At 59.9% G+C, this 16569-nt stretch carries 11 protein-coding genes; 3 read left to right on the top strand and 8 right to left on the bottom strand.

What is annotated here, in order from left to right; genetic code table 11:
• Nucleotides 1-19 precede the first annotated feature (19 nt).
• The 3 genes from HS101_07235 to HS101_07245 form a co-directional block, all read right to left on the bottom strand.
• Complete coding sequence (locus HS101_07235) at nt 20-310, bottom strand: nucleotide pyrophosphohydrolase (GenBank protein ID MBE7506067.1); 291 nt, start codon at nt 308-310, stop codon at nt 20-22.
• Between the two features lie 1754 nt (nt 311-2064).
• Nucleotides 2065-5184 carry a tetratricopeptide repeat protein gene (locus tag HS101_07240; GenBank protein ID MBE7506068.1) on the bottom strand — a complete coding sequence of 1040 codons (3120 nt, stop codon included), beginning with the start codon at nt 5182-5184 and terminating at the stop codon, nt 2065-2067.
• Nucleotides 5185-5649: a hypothetical protein gene (locus HS101_07245; protein MBE7506069.1), complete on the bottom strand. Its 465-nt coding sequence runs from the start codon at nt 5647-5649 to the stop codon at nt 5185-5187.
• Between the two features lie 189 nt (nt 5650-5838).
• Here HS101_07245 and HS101_07250 point away from each other — a divergent pair, with 189 nt between their 5' ends.
• On the top strand, nt 5839-6411 hold the full coding sequence (locus tag HS101_07250) for a hypothetical protein (GenBank protein ID MBE7506070.1): 573 nt from the start codon (nt 5839-5841) through the stop codon (nt 6409-6411).
• A 9-nt stretch (nt 6412-6420) separates the two neighbouring features.
• On the opposite strand, the gene HS101_07255 is transcribed toward HS101_07250, so the two are convergent.
• The gene (locus tag HS101_07255; GenBank protein MBE7506071.1) at nt 6421-7968 is read right to left on the bottom strand and encodes a response regulator; all 1548 of its coding nucleotides are present in this window, start codon (nt 7966-7968) and stop codon (nt 6421-6423) included.
• 197 nt (nt 7969-8165) lie between these two features.
• Complete coding sequence (locus HS101_07260; protein MBE7506072.1) at nt 8166-8792, bottom strand: response regulator transcription factor; 627 nt, start codon at nt 8790-8792, stop codon at nt 8166-8168.
• Nucleotides 8793-9014: 222 nt separating this feature from the next.
• On the opposite strand from HS101_07260, the gene HS101_07265 reads away from it, so the two are divergent.
• Nucleotides 9015-9386, top strand: coding sequence for a transposase (locus HS101_07265; protein MBE7506073.1), 372 nt, complete (start codon nt 9015-9017; stop codon nt 9384-9386).
• On the top strand, nt 9383-9964 hold the full coding sequence (locus HS101_07270; GenBank protein ID MBE7506074.1) for an IS630 family transposase: 582 nt from the start codon (nt 9383-9385) through the stop codon (nt 9962-9964). Before HS101_07265 ends, HS101_07270 begins: the two co-directional genes overlap by 4 nt.
• A 193-nt stretch (nt 9965-10157) precedes the next feature.
• Here HS101_07270 and HS101_07275 read toward each other — a convergent pair whose 3' ends face one another.
• From HS101_07275 to HS101_07285, 3 genes are all read right to left on the bottom strand, one after another.
• Nucleotides 10158-13619, bottom strand: coding sequence for a PAS domain-containing protein (locus HS101_07275; protein MBE7506075.1), 3462 nt, complete (start codon nt 13617-13619; stop codon nt 10158-10160).
• Between the two features lie 344 nt (nt 13620-13963).
• Complete coding sequence (locus HS101_07280; protein MBE7506076.1) at nt 13964-15295, bottom strand: ABC transporter permease; 1332 nt, start codon at nt 15293-15295, stop codon at nt 13964-13966.
• A 16-nt stretch (nt 15296-15311) separates the two neighbouring features.
• Nucleotides 15312-16553, bottom strand: a complete 1242-nt coding sequence (locus HS101_07285; protein MBE7506077.1) for an ABC transporter permease — start codon at nt 16551-16553, stop codon at nt 15312-15314.
• Nucleotides 16554-16569: the final 16 nt, after the last annotated feature.

The raw sequence follows: 16569 nt of genomic DNA on the forward strand, positions 1-16569 counted from the left end.
AGGCCGCCACATCCCAGGCCTACGGTTTCTCATTGCATTGGCAAACCATCTCGCCGCAGCCGGGACAGCCGTTCGTATACTTCTTCATGGCCTTCTCGAGGTCTACGCCCTCGACATTCGCCAGGGTCGCCAGCCAGGCAAGCACGTCCGCGAATTCCGCCTCCTTCTCGTCGAACGTGCCCTCTCGTATGGCGGCCGCAAGTTCACCGACCTCCTCCATCAACCAGAGAAACGTTCCCTCGGACCCCCGCTTGCGGTCCTTTGCCGAATACATCTCCTCAATCAGGTGTTGCAGAGCCCGAAGTTCCATGCGGCACGATTCTCCTCGTCAATGGATTGCCCGATGCAGAAAAGAATTGTACCGGCCACCCGCCAATACGTCGAAATCCACGGCCGAGTGCACGCCACCGCCGGGCGGGCTTTGTCGCCAGACAGGTCGCCAAATGGCAACCATATCGAGCATTGGGCCACTCCCCCGGGTCCGCCCAACTATTCGTAGCCTCGCAGATAATGGGTAAACTGACCCGGGACGGGCTCATGAACTCGCAACCCAATCGATAAGCGTCGTCGAAGCAATTGAAACTGGAGGCGGTTCGGCTAACGAGCGGGAGGACATCCCATTGGACGGAAAACCTTTGGATGACGCATTTGAACTTCGCGTGAGTGGACTTGAATCCCAAGTCAGGCGTACTCGCCTTTGGCTATTCTTCCTTTCAGGCATGGTGGTGATCTTGATTCTCTGGACAGGATCAAATCGCTCGGGGCCCACGGTAAGTCCACATCAGCTAGTCATACAGGATACCGTCGGTCGGAACCTGCTGGATATCGCGACATATTCAGACGACTCCTACGGAATGAGTCTACGAAGGCCAAATGGGGGCACACTAGCTGCACTGTTTGCAATCAATGATATGCCGGAATTCGGCTTTTATGATAACAGGGATAAGTCGCGACTTAGGATGCACCTTAGAGACTCAGAGAATTCCCCAGAAATCCTCCTGCTCGACTCCTCGCAAATCGTCCGAGCAACTTTGTCGCTTCGATCAGACCAGACTCCCGTGCTGAGCTTCTTCGACACAAAGCAAAAAAATCGATTGGCTTTCGGGCTAGGGAAGAGTGGGTGGCCCGACGTGAGTGTGTTCGACGAGTCAGAGCGCTGTCGATTTGCTGTCTACGCGACCGAAGAAGGCCTCCCTGCCGTCGTCATACTCTCCAATGATGGAAAGGAGAAGCAATCGTTCGTTTGGTCTGTTGAGAATGGTTACGCTAACTTCAGATTGGCCGAATGATCCCGTGACGGAGGGATTCCCCGCCGGTTAAGGCGTGCTCTGGCTAGGAGACCAAATGGGACTGGTCAGTCCCATTACCTGAAACCTCCAATTCGGAACGCAAGCGACAAATTGGGTCCACACTCCTGCAAATGCAAGACCGTGTCTATGCATGTACCCCTTTTCGTTCCAGTGGCGCGAACGCGGAGCAAGTGTGCATGAATGGAGACGGCTACGGCAATGTCCAACGAACAAGCAATAGTGAATCGTAAAGAAATCGAACCGGCCCACCGGCCCCGGGGCCTCGTGTCTCAGAGCCGAATCAGCAAAAACCACCCAATTTGCGAACCGCCCCAACACACGCCCGCCGCGCGACTTGCAAGCGACCGCCCAAACTTTTTTCGCCTATTGTCACCTTCAATCGTGCAGGACTTACGCGCGAGCAACGAAGCGGCTTGCCGTTTGGCGACGGACCACCAGCAGGCCACCTCACCGCCGCGTGTCATCGCGATTGCATTCACCGTCGACGTCTTGCCCCCTCTGTGTCACTTTCCCCAACCGTTTTTCAAAGGCTTACAAACGAACTTTCCCGAGACTTTTCGTGCCTGTTCGGGCATGGACCGGTCTTGTTTCACCTTGCGCGTTTTCACGCAAAACCACCCAAAACGCGCAACGCCCCAACACATGCCCGCCACAAGCGTTGGCACGATTTCCCCGAGCGCTGTGTCACTATATGTCACCTTCGATTTTGCAGGACTTGCGCGCAGTCTTCACGCGGCGGAGTATTCGGAGACGCTCACACATTATCCTTCTTCTCCGCCCCCTTCTCCGACTTCAACCGATACTTCCGCGCCTTCTCCAAATCCCCCAGCGCCTCATACGCCCGCGCCAGCCCCGCATACCCCGCCCCCTTCTCCGGCCAGATCTCGCACACAACCTGGTACTCCCGAACCGCCGCCTCCGCACGCCCCGCACCAAGAAGCGCCTCACCAAGCCCCAGATGGATCTCCCCGTCATACGGGTCCACCTCCAGCGCCCGCCGATACCACGTCGCCGCCTTCTCCGACAGCGCCCGCGCCTCCCCGGCCGCCTCGCCGGCCCGCTCCATGTATATCTCCGCCACCTGCCGCGCCACCGCCGGCTCGTCCTCGCTCAGCAGGAACAACCGCTCCAACTGCCCAAGTGCCGAGTCCGTGGCACCCAGGTGCAGGTATATCCCCGCCAGCCGCCGGTACGAGTCCGGGTCGTCGGGAAACCGCTCCTGGTACTTCAGGAGCCACCCCGTCGCCTCCTTCCACTGCGACCACGCCTGCTCCACGAACCCCAGATACTTCATCGCCACCCCGCACCCCGGCTCCACCCGAATCAGCGTCCGAAGATACGGATCGACCTCATTCACGAATTCATTGCGCCGCCCCTCATCCTTCTCCGCCAACATCCGGCCCACCAGCACCCGGCACAACACCTCCAGCGCCCGCGCCGACTCCCGATGCGCCTCCAACCCACGCCGCGCCGACGCCTCCGCCTGCTCGTACTCCCCATCAAAAAGCTGCGCCTCGGCATACTCCCCCCACAGCGCCGCCTCAACACGACGCTTCGTCCCCTCGTCCATCTCCGCGCCGCGCCGCTCCTCGCCGCCTTCCTCTCTGCGCTCACCGCCCTCGCGCAACATTTCAAGCTCGCCGCGAATCACTTCCTTCTCCCGCAGCGGCCCCACCGAAAAACCCCACGACCCCACCTGCAATTTCGCCCACTGTGCGAACTCCGCATCGAACGCCGTCGTCTCGATGCCCAATACCTCCCGAAACGCCTCCGCCTGGTTCCGCCCCGCCCGAAACGCCTTCAAAAAACCACCGATCGCCCGCTTCCCGTGCCGCTCCACGATGTACTCAAACATCCACTCGCTCTGCATGTACGCCAACTGCCGATCGTCCGGCCGCCGAGGCCGCATGAACCCCCAATCAATCGACTTCAGCGTAAACAACCCCCCGCCCGCGCTCACCTCGTCGCGCTGCCCCATCCGCACCGCCCGGCACAACAACTCCTTGGTGCCCCACGACCGCGGCGCCGTCTCCTCAAATACCGCCAGCCCCTCCGTCATCCAGTGCGGGATCCGATTCTCCGTCGCCGCCAGCGTCACCGTATGGGTGAACTCGTGCCGAAGAACCGTCGCCCAGTTGAACCGCCCGAACGGCGCCATCCCCCGCGGCGCCACCATCGCGATCACCCGACCGCTGCACGCCCCCACCGTCGCAATGAAAGGCCGCCCCGTCACCCGCACCGAGAACCCCATATGATCGGGAAACAACTCGATGATCGTCTTCTTCCCCAACGGCCACGCCCCCTCAGCGTCAGCGCCGCGGTTCGACTCATCCTTTCCGTCCGTGATGTGCGGCGAGACCCCGAAGTCCCCGCAGATCTCCTCGTGAATCCCCTCCAGATACTCACTCACATACGGCGCGATCACGCCGTCCGCCGCCGCCCGGTCGCCGCGCTGCTTGTCGAACTTGATGATGAAATGATCCGTCTCAAGCTGGTCAAACCGGTCGATGACGTCGAGCAGCTCCAGAACGTTGTGCGTGTGGCTGTCAAAGCTGTCGAGTGCAAATGATGCCTCAAGCGTCCGTCGGGCAAGCGCTTCCTCGCCCGTATCCATGTATACCTGCCCCAGCGACGTGCGCGGGCTCGCCCACCATGGTGCGAACTCGATCGCCTTCTTGAAATGCGCCTCCGCCTCGCCATACTGCCGCCCCGCGGCCAGCCAGGTGCCCAGCGCGTTGTGCAACACGCCCGCCCGCTCGTTGAGCTTCTCGACGGCCGCGATCACCGCCTTGGCCCCACCCTCGTTGCCAAGGCGCGTCAGGGCCGCCGCCTTCACACCGAGTGCATCGATGCTGTTGGGATTCGTTGCGAGGGCATGATCGGCCGCGACGATGGCGTCCTCATACTTGCGCTCGGTCATTCTGCAGTCAGCCTCAAGCACTCGGGCAACGACCGACGACGGATTCACCTTGAGGGCGCGGGCAACGCACTTGTCGACTTCCTCGAAGTTCCACTCCTCAAGAGCGATTCGGCCGAGCCCGACGTGGACGGCGGCCACGTTCGAATTGAGCTTGAGAATGGCCTCAAAATCCTGCTTGGCCTCGCCGAGATTGTGCTTGGCCAAGAGCAGCTCCGCCGAAGCCAGCCTGGCCGGCCAATAGTCCGCATCGACAAACTCCATCGCCTCCTGAAAAACTTCCGTAAGCACGTGCCGCGTTCGACGAACAATGTCCCGGTGACGCGTAAGCGTGCTGAAGCGCAGAAACCCCAGCCCCAGATATGTCAGTTCGTCGGCGCGCTCCGGAAGAGCCTCGCCGGCCATCCGATCGTTGAAGTAGCGGTATGCATCGATGGCCTGATCGATGCGCCCGATGGTTTCCAGCACGCGCCCAAGCTGGTATCGGGCACGCAGGTTGTCCTCGTCGGCGGCAATCGCCTTCTCATTGTGGCTGATCGCCGCGTCGTAGTCTCCCACTTCTTCCTTCAGTGCCGCGACGGTTGCATTCCACGCGGCGGACTTTCCACCGATCTCCTCAAGCCCAAGGAGGCGAGTCAATCCGGCCTGATAGTCGCCGATTTGAATGTCTATTTCAGCGCGGCCGCATGCTGCGCGAAGGTGAAGCCGCGGATTGCCGCTAAGCGCCTCATACATGGCGATCGCGGCGGGATACTCCCCTGCCAAAGCGAGTTTGCGCGCGGCGCGAAGGGAATTAACGGGACGCGTCGTCGGCCGGCCGGCCGGCGAATCTTCGTCCGGGCCGAAAGTGGAATTGCGATCCTGAGCGACCGACGCCAACGCCCCAATCAGGATGAAAGCGATCGCAGCGACCCACGCTCGGACATGCGGACGATTCATCTCAGGAAATTGCGTCACTCAACCCTCCGGAAATGCGCGGTGTTGAACGCGACTGTATTCGTCCAGAAGTGCGTACTGCATGAAGTTCACAAACAACTGAACGCCGATCGCGGCGAAGGCAGCGAGCATGTGGGCGGCCGGAGGGACATAAATTCCGATGGCCGCGCCCAACGCAATGACGATCAGGATAGAGGCGATGCCCACCATGCCGATGCGGAGAGCCCGGGACTTCATCTTCATCACAACTTCATGAAACCCGGCGTCGAGCCCCGCCAAAAGCGCCGCCTGACGGATGATCTTCTCCTGCACCACAAAATACATATACGTCACGATGTGGACAAAACACGTATACATGGCCGTCAATACGCCGAGCAGAAAGTGCCGCTCAAAGCCCGCCTCGCCGGCAACGATCAGCCCCAACACAGCCGTGAGGGACATCAGCAACAGGTTGCTCAGCGCCAAAATGAGGAAACTCTGCTTCATGGGTCTGTCGATCTTATCTGACGTTGAGCTCCGCGACGACTGGTGCCCTGGTGAAAAAGGCACCACAGCCCCCCTGAAGGGGGATCGTGGAGCGCATTATCAGAGTAACGAGGCGGAGAATTGCTCGGCCCGACGGAACTTGGATATAATGATCCACGGGACGTCCAGGGGCGATTCGCGGAGGGGAAAATGCGTCGTAAGGCATACGGTTGGCTGTCGCTCATTGCGATCGTGGTGGGATGCAATGTATTCCCGCAGTTCATTCCCGGCCCGCCGGCGGATGGGACCGTCGTCGTGGGCGGTATTTCCAACACCAACCCATACTTCGGTCGATTCCGCCTGGCCAACGCGCCGGACGTGGACATGGGTCTCTTCATGCTCGCGAGCTGTGGCTGCGGCGATTGGCGCGTCCTGTTCAAGCCGGACGACGGCAGTCCGCAGACTCAGTTTCCCGTTCAGTTTTATTCAACCGGCGAATATGTGCCGACCGGCAGCGTGGTGGTGCAGGGGACGGAGGATTACAACTCGATATTCGCGGAAGTGGACCAGGACGGCGGCCTCTGCGATGGCAAAGCAGAACTCGCCCTGGCGCAATACCTGATGAGCGCCGATCGCCAAAGCGCTCACGACCAGGCGGTCGATGCGTGCGGACTCTGTCATATCGGGGAAGACTCAATCTACCCGCTGCCGCCTACACACCCGCAGAAATACAAGACAAATCCGCGTGTCTGCTTTGAGTGTCACACCGTCGACGGACAATAGCCGCCGGGTTCAATGCGTTGCGGCCTGGGGTGGGCGGCGAGCGTTTGACCCATCGTTGTCGGATCGAGCCCGGGTCCGTGCCGGTTGAATCCATGAAGTGAGAATGGTCAGAAAATCGTTGCGGTCGATCGGCTTGGTGATGTAGTCGCAGAAGCCGGCCTCTCGACATTGGCGCCGAAGGTCCGGCGTATCGTGGGCGGTCAGCGCGATCACCGGCACACGACGCCCGGCGGCGCGCATTTCACGCACGGCGTCGATGCCGCACATGACAGGCATTTCCAGATCGAGTATCACAAGGTCAAATGGCACTGGGAAATTCTTGCCGCGCGAAGATGATGCGAGTGAATCCGGCTCTTCGGGCGAGCAAACAAGCCCCACGGCCTCGCGTCCGTTTTCGGCGAGGGTGACGATGCCGCCGGCTCGATGGATGAGCAGGGCAAAGAGCTTGCGATTCTCCGCGGCGTCATCCGCAAGCAGGATGCGACAACCGCTGGGCAGATCGACTCGCATCGGTTCGACGGCTTGTGCAGTAGGCGTTTGTCCGGCATGAGTCGCAACCGCAGCATCCACGGCGGCTGAATCTAAACCATCGTCGGAGTCGTCCACGGCCCATTCCTCGAGGTGACGAGAATCCAGCATCCTCACGCGGTCGAGCGGGCCTGCCGGAATGCGGATTGAAAACGTCGTCCCCACACCGGGCCTGGATTCGACGAGTAACTCCCCTTCAAGCAGAGATGCCAGCTTCTTGCTGATGACGAGCCCCAGCCCGACGCCGCCAGCTTTGAGAGACTCATTGCCGCCGACCGGCTGAAAGGGAACGAAGAGGCCGGCGAGTTGATCAGGTGTCAGGCCCGGTCCGGAGTCGATGACCTGGAATTCCAGAAGCGGCGTCGGAGTCGCATGAACTACCCGGGCGACAATGCGGACGAAACCGGTGTGGGTGAACTTAATGGCGTTGGAGACGAGATTGAGCAGAATCTGTCGAAGGCGGACGGCATCGGTATTCACGGCCTCTGGGATGGGGCCTTCGCAGGCGACGGTGAGCTCAAGGTTGTTCGCGAGGGCTCTGGCGGACACGATCTGCCTGACCTCCATCATGACTCGATGGGGAGAACAAGGAGTGATGTCGATTGGAATCCGGCCGCGAACGAGGCGTGCCATATCGAGGGTGTCGTTAATGAGACCGAGGATGTGCCGGGAGCAGGTCCGGATGTTTGTGAGGGCGGTTTCGCGCGCTGCGGAGTCCGATGATGTCGCGGGAATGGCAGTAAGTGAAGTCGTGTCGTGAAGGAGTTCGGCATGGCCGATGAGGGCGGAGAGGGGATTTCGAATCTCATGGGCCCAGGACGCCAATGCCTCCAGTGCCATATGAGACGATTCCGGCGTCGCAGCAACCTGATTCTCCGAGGAAGATGAGGCGTCATCGCGGCCCCGGGATGCCCAACGAAGGATGACTGCTGATACAAAAAGCCCCAGTCCAAACCAGCCCAGAAAGCCGTCGAAGACATCGAATGCGTTTCGATAAGTGATATAGGCTCGGAATGACCCAACCGCCATCAGTGCGCAGCCGATGCAAGATAGGCCGGCGGTCGCTGCCCTGATACGAGAAAGCTGGCGGATGGCGCGCCGCGATGATTGCGGAGCGAAATGGGACATGCATAAAACCCCGGCGGGAGCGGAATAAGCCTCGGGGTATTCATCGACAAGCCATGTCTGAATCTTGAGGTGTGTCGATAGATGGACTGACGACGGAGTCAGGTACGGGCGAGTCCGAGTTGTACGGCGAACCGTACCAACTGGGCGAGCGAATCGGCCCGAAGTTTTGTCATGACTCGGGCCCTATGAACTTCAACGGTTTTCTGGCTGAGTCCCAGTTCGGCTGCGACCGCTTTATTGGACATGCCCTCGACAACCATGGCCATGACCGTGCGCTCACGCGGCGAAAGGAGCTCGAATCGCTCGTGGATTCGCGCATCCATCTCGGCGGACTTCCTGCTCTGGGCGTCCTTCTCGAGCGCGCGATAAATCTCATCGATGAGGAGTTGGTCGCTGAAGGGCTTCTCAATGAAGTCCATGGCGCCCGCCTTCATCGCTCGGACTGCCATGGGAACGTCACCGTGTCCAGTGATGACGATGATAGGTGTGGTGACGCCACGAGCGTTGAGGCGCTCCTGTAACTCAAGTCCGCTGATGCCCGGCATTCGGACGTCGAGCAGAATACAGCCGGCGCGCTGCAAGGCGTCAGAACTGAGCATTTCGTCGGCCGAGGCAAACAAGAGCGCAGAGAGGCCGACCGACTCAATCAGCCATTTAAGGGAATCGCGCACGGCATTGTCGTCGTCGACGACAATCACCGTTTTGCTGCTGAGCTGCTGTGTCATCTGACTCCCCGCGCTGGGCGGAATGCCACTATTACCCCTCTCGAAGAATAACGGAAATCTCCTGGATGGAATCATCGCAAATAGGCGCTTTTTAGTAAAACAAGACAAATGCTCAGACGGACGCGGGCTACAGGAAAACCCCTACTACTAGAGCGGATTGCGCGTTCCTCTAGCGCCATAGTGCACTAGGGGTTAGGCTCATTGCCAAAGGAGTACTTTGGCATGGAAGCCTATTCGATGGATTTGCGCAGGCGGGTGCTGGCAGCGTGCGATGCCGGGCACGGGACTACTCCGGTTGCAAAGTCGTTCGATGTGTCGCCAGCCTGGGTTCGACGACTCAAGCAGCGGCGTCGCGAGTTGGGGACGATCGCGCCGCTTCCGCATCGCACGGGACCGATCCCCCGACTAAATGAATCTCGGAAAGAGCGACTCCGCAAGCTGGTGGAGGCGCAACCTGATGCGACGTTGGCGGAACTCCGCGACCGGCTGGGCCTGAAGATCACCCTGGGACATCTCTGCCGCTCGCTCCGCAAGATGAAGCTGTCGCTAAAAAAAAGTCGCTCTTCGCGGATGAGCAGAACCGCCCGGATGTGAGAATTCAGCGTGAACACTGGCGTCGGCAATTAGGAGGCCTCGATCCCGATCGCCTTGTATTCATTGACGAAAGTTCAGCGAAGACCAATCTGACGCGCCTGCGCGGCCGAGCGCTGCGCGGTCAGCGGGTCAAAGCCCACGCCCCTTATGGACGATGGCAAACCACGACCATGCTCTGCGGATTGCGCCTTCGCGGCGCCATTGCCCCGATGATCTTGTCCGGTGCCATCGACAGCGCCTCATTCACCGAATACGTCCGCCAGGTTCTGGCTCCGGCCCTGCAGCCCGGCGACATTGTGGTCATGGACAATCTGGCATCTCATCAGGCCGTCGGTGCACACGAAGCCATCGCTGCCGTCGGCGCGCACGTGGCATTCCTGCCCCCGTACTCGCCCGACTTCAACCCGATCGAGATGATGTGGTCAAAGGCCAAACAGATTCTGCGCACCGCGGCCGCCAGAAACTTTGAGGAACTATGCACCGGAATGGCAAAGGCCATCGCCGCGATCAGCCCCTCAGATGCATTGGGCTACTTCACGCACTGCGGAGTCGCTACAGAAAAGCGCAAAACGCTCTAATTGAATAGCCAGGCGCGCGAAAGATCAATTGCTGTGCGAATTGCACAAGACCGGGCACGTGGCTGCGGGGTCTCCTTTGCAAATGGGTGGCAGGGCACACGTGCCGGAAAGATCGATTCGTCATGCAGTGCTCCGAGCGACTATGAAGTTGAGACTGCAGGTGCCGGCATTTCACAGAGATAAAAAGCCGAATCTACTGAGCAGTCTGAGGAAGCCGCGCCGGCTTTCCGATGGGAAGTTGAAACTCAAATGCAGTGCGGCCGTCCGGGCACGACCTAAACTGAAGGCGGCCGCCATGCGCCTCGACGATGCCCCGGGAAATGGAAAGACCCAGACCTACGCCTCGATCCTTTGTCGTGGAGAAGGGCTTGAAGAGATCAGCCGCCGCCTGCGGGCTGACGCCCGGCCCGTTGTCGATGACGCTTAGTTCGACTTTGTCATCGACATGCCCTGTCGAGATGATAATTCGGCCCTTTCCAACCGGGGTCTTTTCCAGCGCATCGCATGCATTCTTAATAAGGTTGATGATCACCTGCTCTATTTGAATAGAATCCACGATCACAGGCGGAAGATCGGCGGCGAGACTGCAGACACAGTCGATTGCATTCTGGTTGATTTCGTGTTCCACGAGCCTGAGGGCATTCTTCACGATGGTGTTCAGGTCAGCAGTCGTGCGGTTGGCCTCGCTCTTCCTGGCAAATGCTCGAACCCGCCGGATGATCTGAGCAGCGCGCTCGCTTTGCTCGGCGACGAGTGACATCGCTTCGGCAATCTCGGGGCCGGGGCTGGACGAGTCCCGAAGGCGGCGCAAGGCGGCACTCGTGTAGTTCGAAATCGCCGCAAGCGGTTGATTCAACTCGTGAGCGAGGCCCGAGGCGAGTTCGTCCAGCGTGACGCGGCGGAGAATGTGTGCTAATTCGGCCTGGTGGCGTAATTTCTCCTGCTCCGCCTGCTTTCGACCGCTGATGTCTCGAATGGCGGAAACGCGTACCAGGCGGCCGAGATAAGGCACCCATTTTCCACGAAGTTCGATGGGAAAGGTCTCGCCGCTGCGTCGAAGACCGATACTTTCCTGCACTTCATCGCCGCCGCCGGCGATGGACACTCTTCGTTCGTCACGCGATTCCTGAAGGGATTGTGGCGCGACGAGTTCTTTGCGGGTCAATCCGATGATCTCTGATAGCTCGTACCCGAACATCTCCGCCAGGGCGGGATTGGCCGCGAGTATTCTGCCGTCTTCGTGAATCGCGATTCCCTCGAACGCGGCATTCGAGAGCTCCTGAAACCGCTCTTCGCTCTCCTTGAGCTCTGCCGTGCGCTCCAGCACGCGCCGTTCGAGCTGCTCATTGGCGTCCTTCAACGACTGTGCGACACGACGCTGATGAGTCGTCTCCACTGACATGCCCGCAAGATAGAGCCGGCTGGATGCGTCTCGAATGACGAACTTGTAGCTCGTCCAATGCTGGATTTCACCGTCGAACTCGGTGACTTCCTCGACGATGGCCAGCGTGTCGCTTGCGAGCACGGCGAGGTCGTTCTTGCGGAACTGGGCCGCCGTCACGGGGGGCCAAAGTTCGGCGTCGGACTTTCCTTTCCAATCGGTGACCTTGAGGCGAAACCTCTCCTCCATGGCCGGATTCGCATAGACCAAGCGCCCATCGAGGTCTTTGACGTATGCGATGATCGGGCAATTGTCCATGAAGGCATGGAATCTGGCTTCACTCTCCCGGAGGGAGGAAATGGCGTCGACGATTTTGGCGCGCGCCTTCGACTCCTGGATGGCAACGGAGAAATGAGTCGTGATGCCGATGAGGGTCGCCAATTCGTCCTCTGTCCACTCGCGGGGAACCGGCGAGCAGAATCCCAGGATCCCCACGAGTCCGTCGACGCATCGGATCGGCACGTCCAGAACGGCTCGCGTGATGTTCAGGTCGAAGATGGCGCAGGCGTCGGTTTCTGGTGGCTCATGCTTGAGGTCGGAGAGATTGACCGGTTGACCTGCACGAAGAGCCGCCAGATAGCGAGGCGCCCGTCGCAGGTCGGCGACAATGCCGCTGATGGAGGCCCAATCCCGCGGCTGCCGCGAAATTACGACCTCAAGTCGGCCCGAAGGATCAACGGTTGAGTAGGAGACTCGAATTCCCGGAAATACCTGGGCCACCTTGTCAACGGTTTGACGAATGATGTCTTCAACCGGAAGACTCGATGTGATGTTTGCGGCGATGTCATTGAGCAGGGACAGCCGGGCCTCCTCCTGCTTCATGCGCGTGACATCCGTATAGACACCGAGGATGCCTCGCACTTCGCCCTGCTCATCGAACAACGGCGCCTTGCTGACGAGCACGGAACCGATGGCGCCGGAGGCAAAGTGCTTAAGCTGCAATTTATTCAGAATCGGCTGACGCTTTTCGATGACCGCCCGATCGCTTTCGCGGTAATCACGGATCAAATCCGCGTCTGTGTGAATGTCGTAGTCCGTCTTCCCGACAACTTCAGCGGGAGATTGAAAACCAACGTCCCGTGCGTACTGCAGGTTGCCTCCCTGGTACACGGAATTGCGGTCTTTCCAGAAGACCGCGTGTGGAACGTGGTTAATGATTTCATTGAGCAGGGCTCTCTGTTCTCCAAGATCGCGCTCCACTCTCCGGCGACGGATCACGTTGAACAGCAGTGCGGAGATGATTGCCGCCTCGAGCAGGCAACAAGCAGCGGCCGCGACGATGTACCAGCCATATTGCTCAAAAACGGATGGAACACGACGTTTGATGATTGCGCCCGACGGCAATCGGGATTCCCTGATGCCCCATCGCTGCATCGCGCTCCAGTTCACCAATGCGACGTTGGGGCTTTCTTGAATCATTGGAATGCTACTGACAGGTTCGCCTTTCAGGACACGAACAGCCAGATGTGCCGCGGCCCGGCCCTGGGCCTCTCCGGAGACAACGACGCCGCCGAGCACTCCGTGCTCAAGATAGGTGTCGAACAAGGCGTAGATCGGAATCGGGGAGGTTTCGCAGAGATGTTCCAGCTGCGTCTGATCCGCTCCTGGAACGCGGTTCGCGAGATGGTAATTCGCAAGGAGAAGGACAGCCGTCTCATCTCCCAGTCCGTAGAGTCGTTGCACGATTTCAGCTGACGTGCCCCCCAGTTGCCATTGAAATTCGATGCGATCGGCAAACTGATCCACTACCGCCCGAGCGCGAGATTCCAAGAACTTGGAATGTTGCGTGTGATCCGTCAGGAAGATGACGCGGCGCAGGTCCGGCTGAAGTTGCAGGGCCAACTTCAATGTTCCGGAAACATCAACCGACTCTACAACGCCGGTGGCGCGAAGGGGATCAACCCGGCGAAGTACGTCCGCGCTGGAGGCAGCGGAAAAAACGATGGGGACACCTGGGAAAGCGGCGGCGCCATAGACCAGTGCGAACTTCAAGGCGGGTGAATCAGTGGTGATGATCAGATCAACGCTTCTGTTCTCATAGCGTTCCTGGTACCAGGCGGTGAGAGATATGAAGAAACGCTCGTCGCTGTCCTGGAGGACATCGAGATATTCGTAATAGAATTGGACGCGAAAGGCGCCGGAGCCGTAGATTGCCCGCCGAATTGCCTCAACCTGCACCTGAGTGTAGCGCGTATCTGAGCGATAGGAATTCAAGATCAGGATGCCGCGGGGCCTTGAGGCCACCGTCGCATCGCTCGATGAAGGCGTGTCGATCGACACCTGCTCATTGGAATTTTGCGTGGCAGGTATGACTGACGGCGGCTGTAAGGCGGCGCGTCCCTGCCCAACAGCCAGACAAGTTAGTGCCACGCAGGCGCAAAGGGTCTCTATGGTAACTCGCTGGGCCAGTAATCGGACGAGAGCCTTGTTCATAATAGACCGGTGCGGCAATTATCCATGAATCGCGGAAACTGGGAAACGTCGGCCTGTCGAAATAGGGGCACCTCGGGCATCGGACGCGATACGTCAATCGCCGAGGAGGGAGGGAAGGGTCAACGTTACTCGTGGCGAAGAGCGTCGATGGGATGAAGGATCGCGGCCTTGAAGGCGGGAATGATGCCGAAAAGGACGCCGGTGCCGGCGGAAAAGCTCAGTCCGAGGGCGACGGCCCAGGCGGGGACGGGGATGTCCACCATGGCGGGATGCTGCGAAGCAATGCGACAGATGGCGAATCCCAAAGCAATGCCGATCCCGCCACCGACCGTGCTGAGGACGACGGCTTCGGTGAGAAACTGGAAGAGGATGTCGCGTCGACGGCCGCCGACGCTCTTGCGGAGTCCGATCTCGCGCGTGCGCTCGGTGACGCTGACCAGCATGATATTCATGACGCCGATGCCGCCGACGATGAGGGAGATTCCGACAATGCCCGCCAGGACACTGGTGGCGATGATCTTGACGCGATCAAAGTCGCGCAGGAATTCGTCCTGGCGGAGGATGCGAAAGTCGTTGGGCGTGCCGGGCTCCAGGCCGTGACTCTCGCGAAGGACGCGGGAGATTTGCAGGCTGCACTCTTCGATATCCTTCTCGTCGGTGGCTTCGACGATGAAGGGCATGAAATACTGGGACATCGGCGAGAGCTTGAGGGCTGTTGTGTAAGGGATGAGAATCAGGTCGTCCTGATTCTCGCCCATCATGTTTCCCTTTTCCTCGAGGATTCCAAGCACGCGGAATCGGGTGGCGTTGATATAGACGAAGTCGCCGACGATCTGGTCGGAGGCTTCGAGCAGACTTTGCACATTACGGCCAAGAACGCATACGTAGGAACCGTTGTCCACCTCAAGCGGACTGAAGAAGCGACCCTTGTCCACAAAATACTTTCGGATGGGCTGGAACTGCTCGGTGGCGCCCTGGATCTCGGCGCCTTCGATTTTCTCGCGGCCGAACTCAATCGTGGCGGCAGCGAAGACGAGGGGACTGATGCGGCGGACCTTGTCGCACCGGGCTGCGACAGCGCGGACATCGGAGATGTCCATGGTGATGCGGCCGATCATGAAACCGTGGTCGTCACCGGTCCAGGGGAAGACGAACATCATGTTGGTGCCGAAACCGCGGAGCATGTCGGTGACGTAGTTGCCGAAGCCTTGGACAAAGGAAACGACGGTGATGGTGGAGGTGACGGCGATGATGATGCCGAGGGTGGTAAGCAGGGAACGGGCCTTGTTGGCCCAGACCTGAACCAAGGCGGTGAGGACGTTCTGCCAGTGCCGGGCCGCAAGGGCGGAAAGATAGTCGACGGCAGCGAGCGGCGAAGGGAAGCGGGGGGATGATGGCCGCGCGGATTCGTCGGTCAGCGATGCCGTAGGATGGGATGTCGGGGCCAGATCGGCCATGGTGCCGCGCTCCCGTCTACTCGTGCCGCAGGGCGTCAATGGGGTGAAGAATCGCCGCCTTGAACGCCGGGATGATTCCAAAAACGACGCCTGCCCCGGCCGAGAAGCCCAGCGCCAGGGCAACGGACCAGATCGGCACGTTGATATCCACCATCTGTGGATGCAGGGCGGCAATGTGCGTGACTCCGTAGCCAAGTGCCACACCGATGGCCCCGCCTGTGGTGCTGAGAACGACGGCCTCGGTTAGGAATTGGAGCATGATGTCGCGCCTTCGGCCGCCGACACTCTTTCGCAGGCCGATTTCCCGCGTACGCTCGCTGACCGAAACAAACATGACGTTCATGATTCCGATGCCGCCGACGAGAAGGGAAATGCTCACGATGCCGGCCAGGACGCCGGCAGCGGTGGCGCGGACCTTGTGGAACTCGCGAAGCATTCTGTCCTGGCGCTGGATACCAAAGTCGTCAGGCTGCCCGATCTCCAGGCTGTGACGCTGCCTCAGGACCCGTCGAAGCTGCGCCTCGGCATCGTCGATTTTCTCCTCACCGTTCGCCTCCGCGAGGAATCGCATCGATTCGCGCATCTGGGGGAACATTTGCATCATGAGTGTGTAGGGGATCATGACCGTCTGGTCCTGATCGTCGCCCATGAAGCTGCCCTTCTCTTCGAGAATGCCGATGACACGCAGGCGACGGTCGGCGATCTGAATCGTGTCGCCCAGTACGGACTCGTCGCACTCCAGAAGCTTTAGAACACTGCGTCCGACGACCACCACCGGCGCGGCCATTTCCACGTCCAGGGGTCCGAAGAACCGGCCCTTGTCCACGTAATAGTTGCGGATGACCTGATACTCCTCGGTCACGCCGCGCGTCGGGATGTTCTCGATGGCGCCCTTGCGATAGGCGACCTGGGTTTCCGTGAACAGAAACGGCGTGATGCGGGCAACGTCAGGACACTCGGTGCGGACGGCCTCGATGTCACGCTCGGTCATGGTCACGCGGCCGACGCCTGTAACTTCCTGCTCCCAACTGATGTCCGGCCAGACCACCATGTACTGGGTGCCATAGCCACGGAGCATTCCGGTCATGTAGCGGCCGAATCCCTCGACAAATGAAACGACGGTGATGATGGCGGTGACGGCGATGATGATGCCGAGCGTCGTAAGGATGGAACGGCCCTTATTCGCCCATATCTGAATGAAGGCGGTGAGGATGTTCTGCGCCGAGCGGCTGAGTCCGGCCAAGAACAGTTGGGCCATCCGCCGGAGCTGCCCT

This window comes from Planctomycetia bacterium, assembly GCA_015075745.1.
GTDB lineage: Bacteria > Planctomycetota > Phycisphaerae > UBA1845 > UTPLA1 > UTPLA1.

Coding starts and splice junctions, on each gene's coding strand:
- HS101_07235 (MBE7506067.1), bottom strand. CDS start 310: ATGGAACTTCGGGCTCTGCAACACCTGATTGAGGAGATGTATTCGGCA.
- HS101_07245 (MBE7506069.1), bottom strand. CDS start 5,649: ATGAAGCAGAGTTTCCTCATTTTGGCGCTGAGCAACCTGTTGCTGATG.
- HS101_07250 (MBE7506070.1), top strand. CDS start 5,839: ATGCGTCGTAAGGCATACGGTTGGCTGTCGCTCATTGCGATCGTGGTG.
- HS101_07255 (MBE7506071.1), bottom strand. CDS start 7,968: ATGGCGGTTGGGTCATTCCGAGCCTATATCACTTATCGAAACGCATTC.
- HS101_07260 (MBE7506072.1), bottom strand. CDS start 8,792: ATGACACAGCAGCTCAGCAGCAAAACGGTGATTGTCGTCGACGACGAC.
- HS101_07265 (MBE7506073.1), top strand. CDS start 9,015: ATGGAAGCCTATTCGATGGATTTGCGCAGGCGGGTGCTGGCAGCGTGC.
- HS101_07280 (MBE7506076.1), bottom strand. CDS start 15,295: ATGGCCGATCTGGCCCCGACATCCCATCCTACGGCATCGCTGACCGAC.
- HS101_07285 (MBE7506077.1), bottom strand. CDS start 16,553: ATGGCCCAACTGTTCTTGGCCGGACTCAGCCGCTCGGCGCAGAACATC.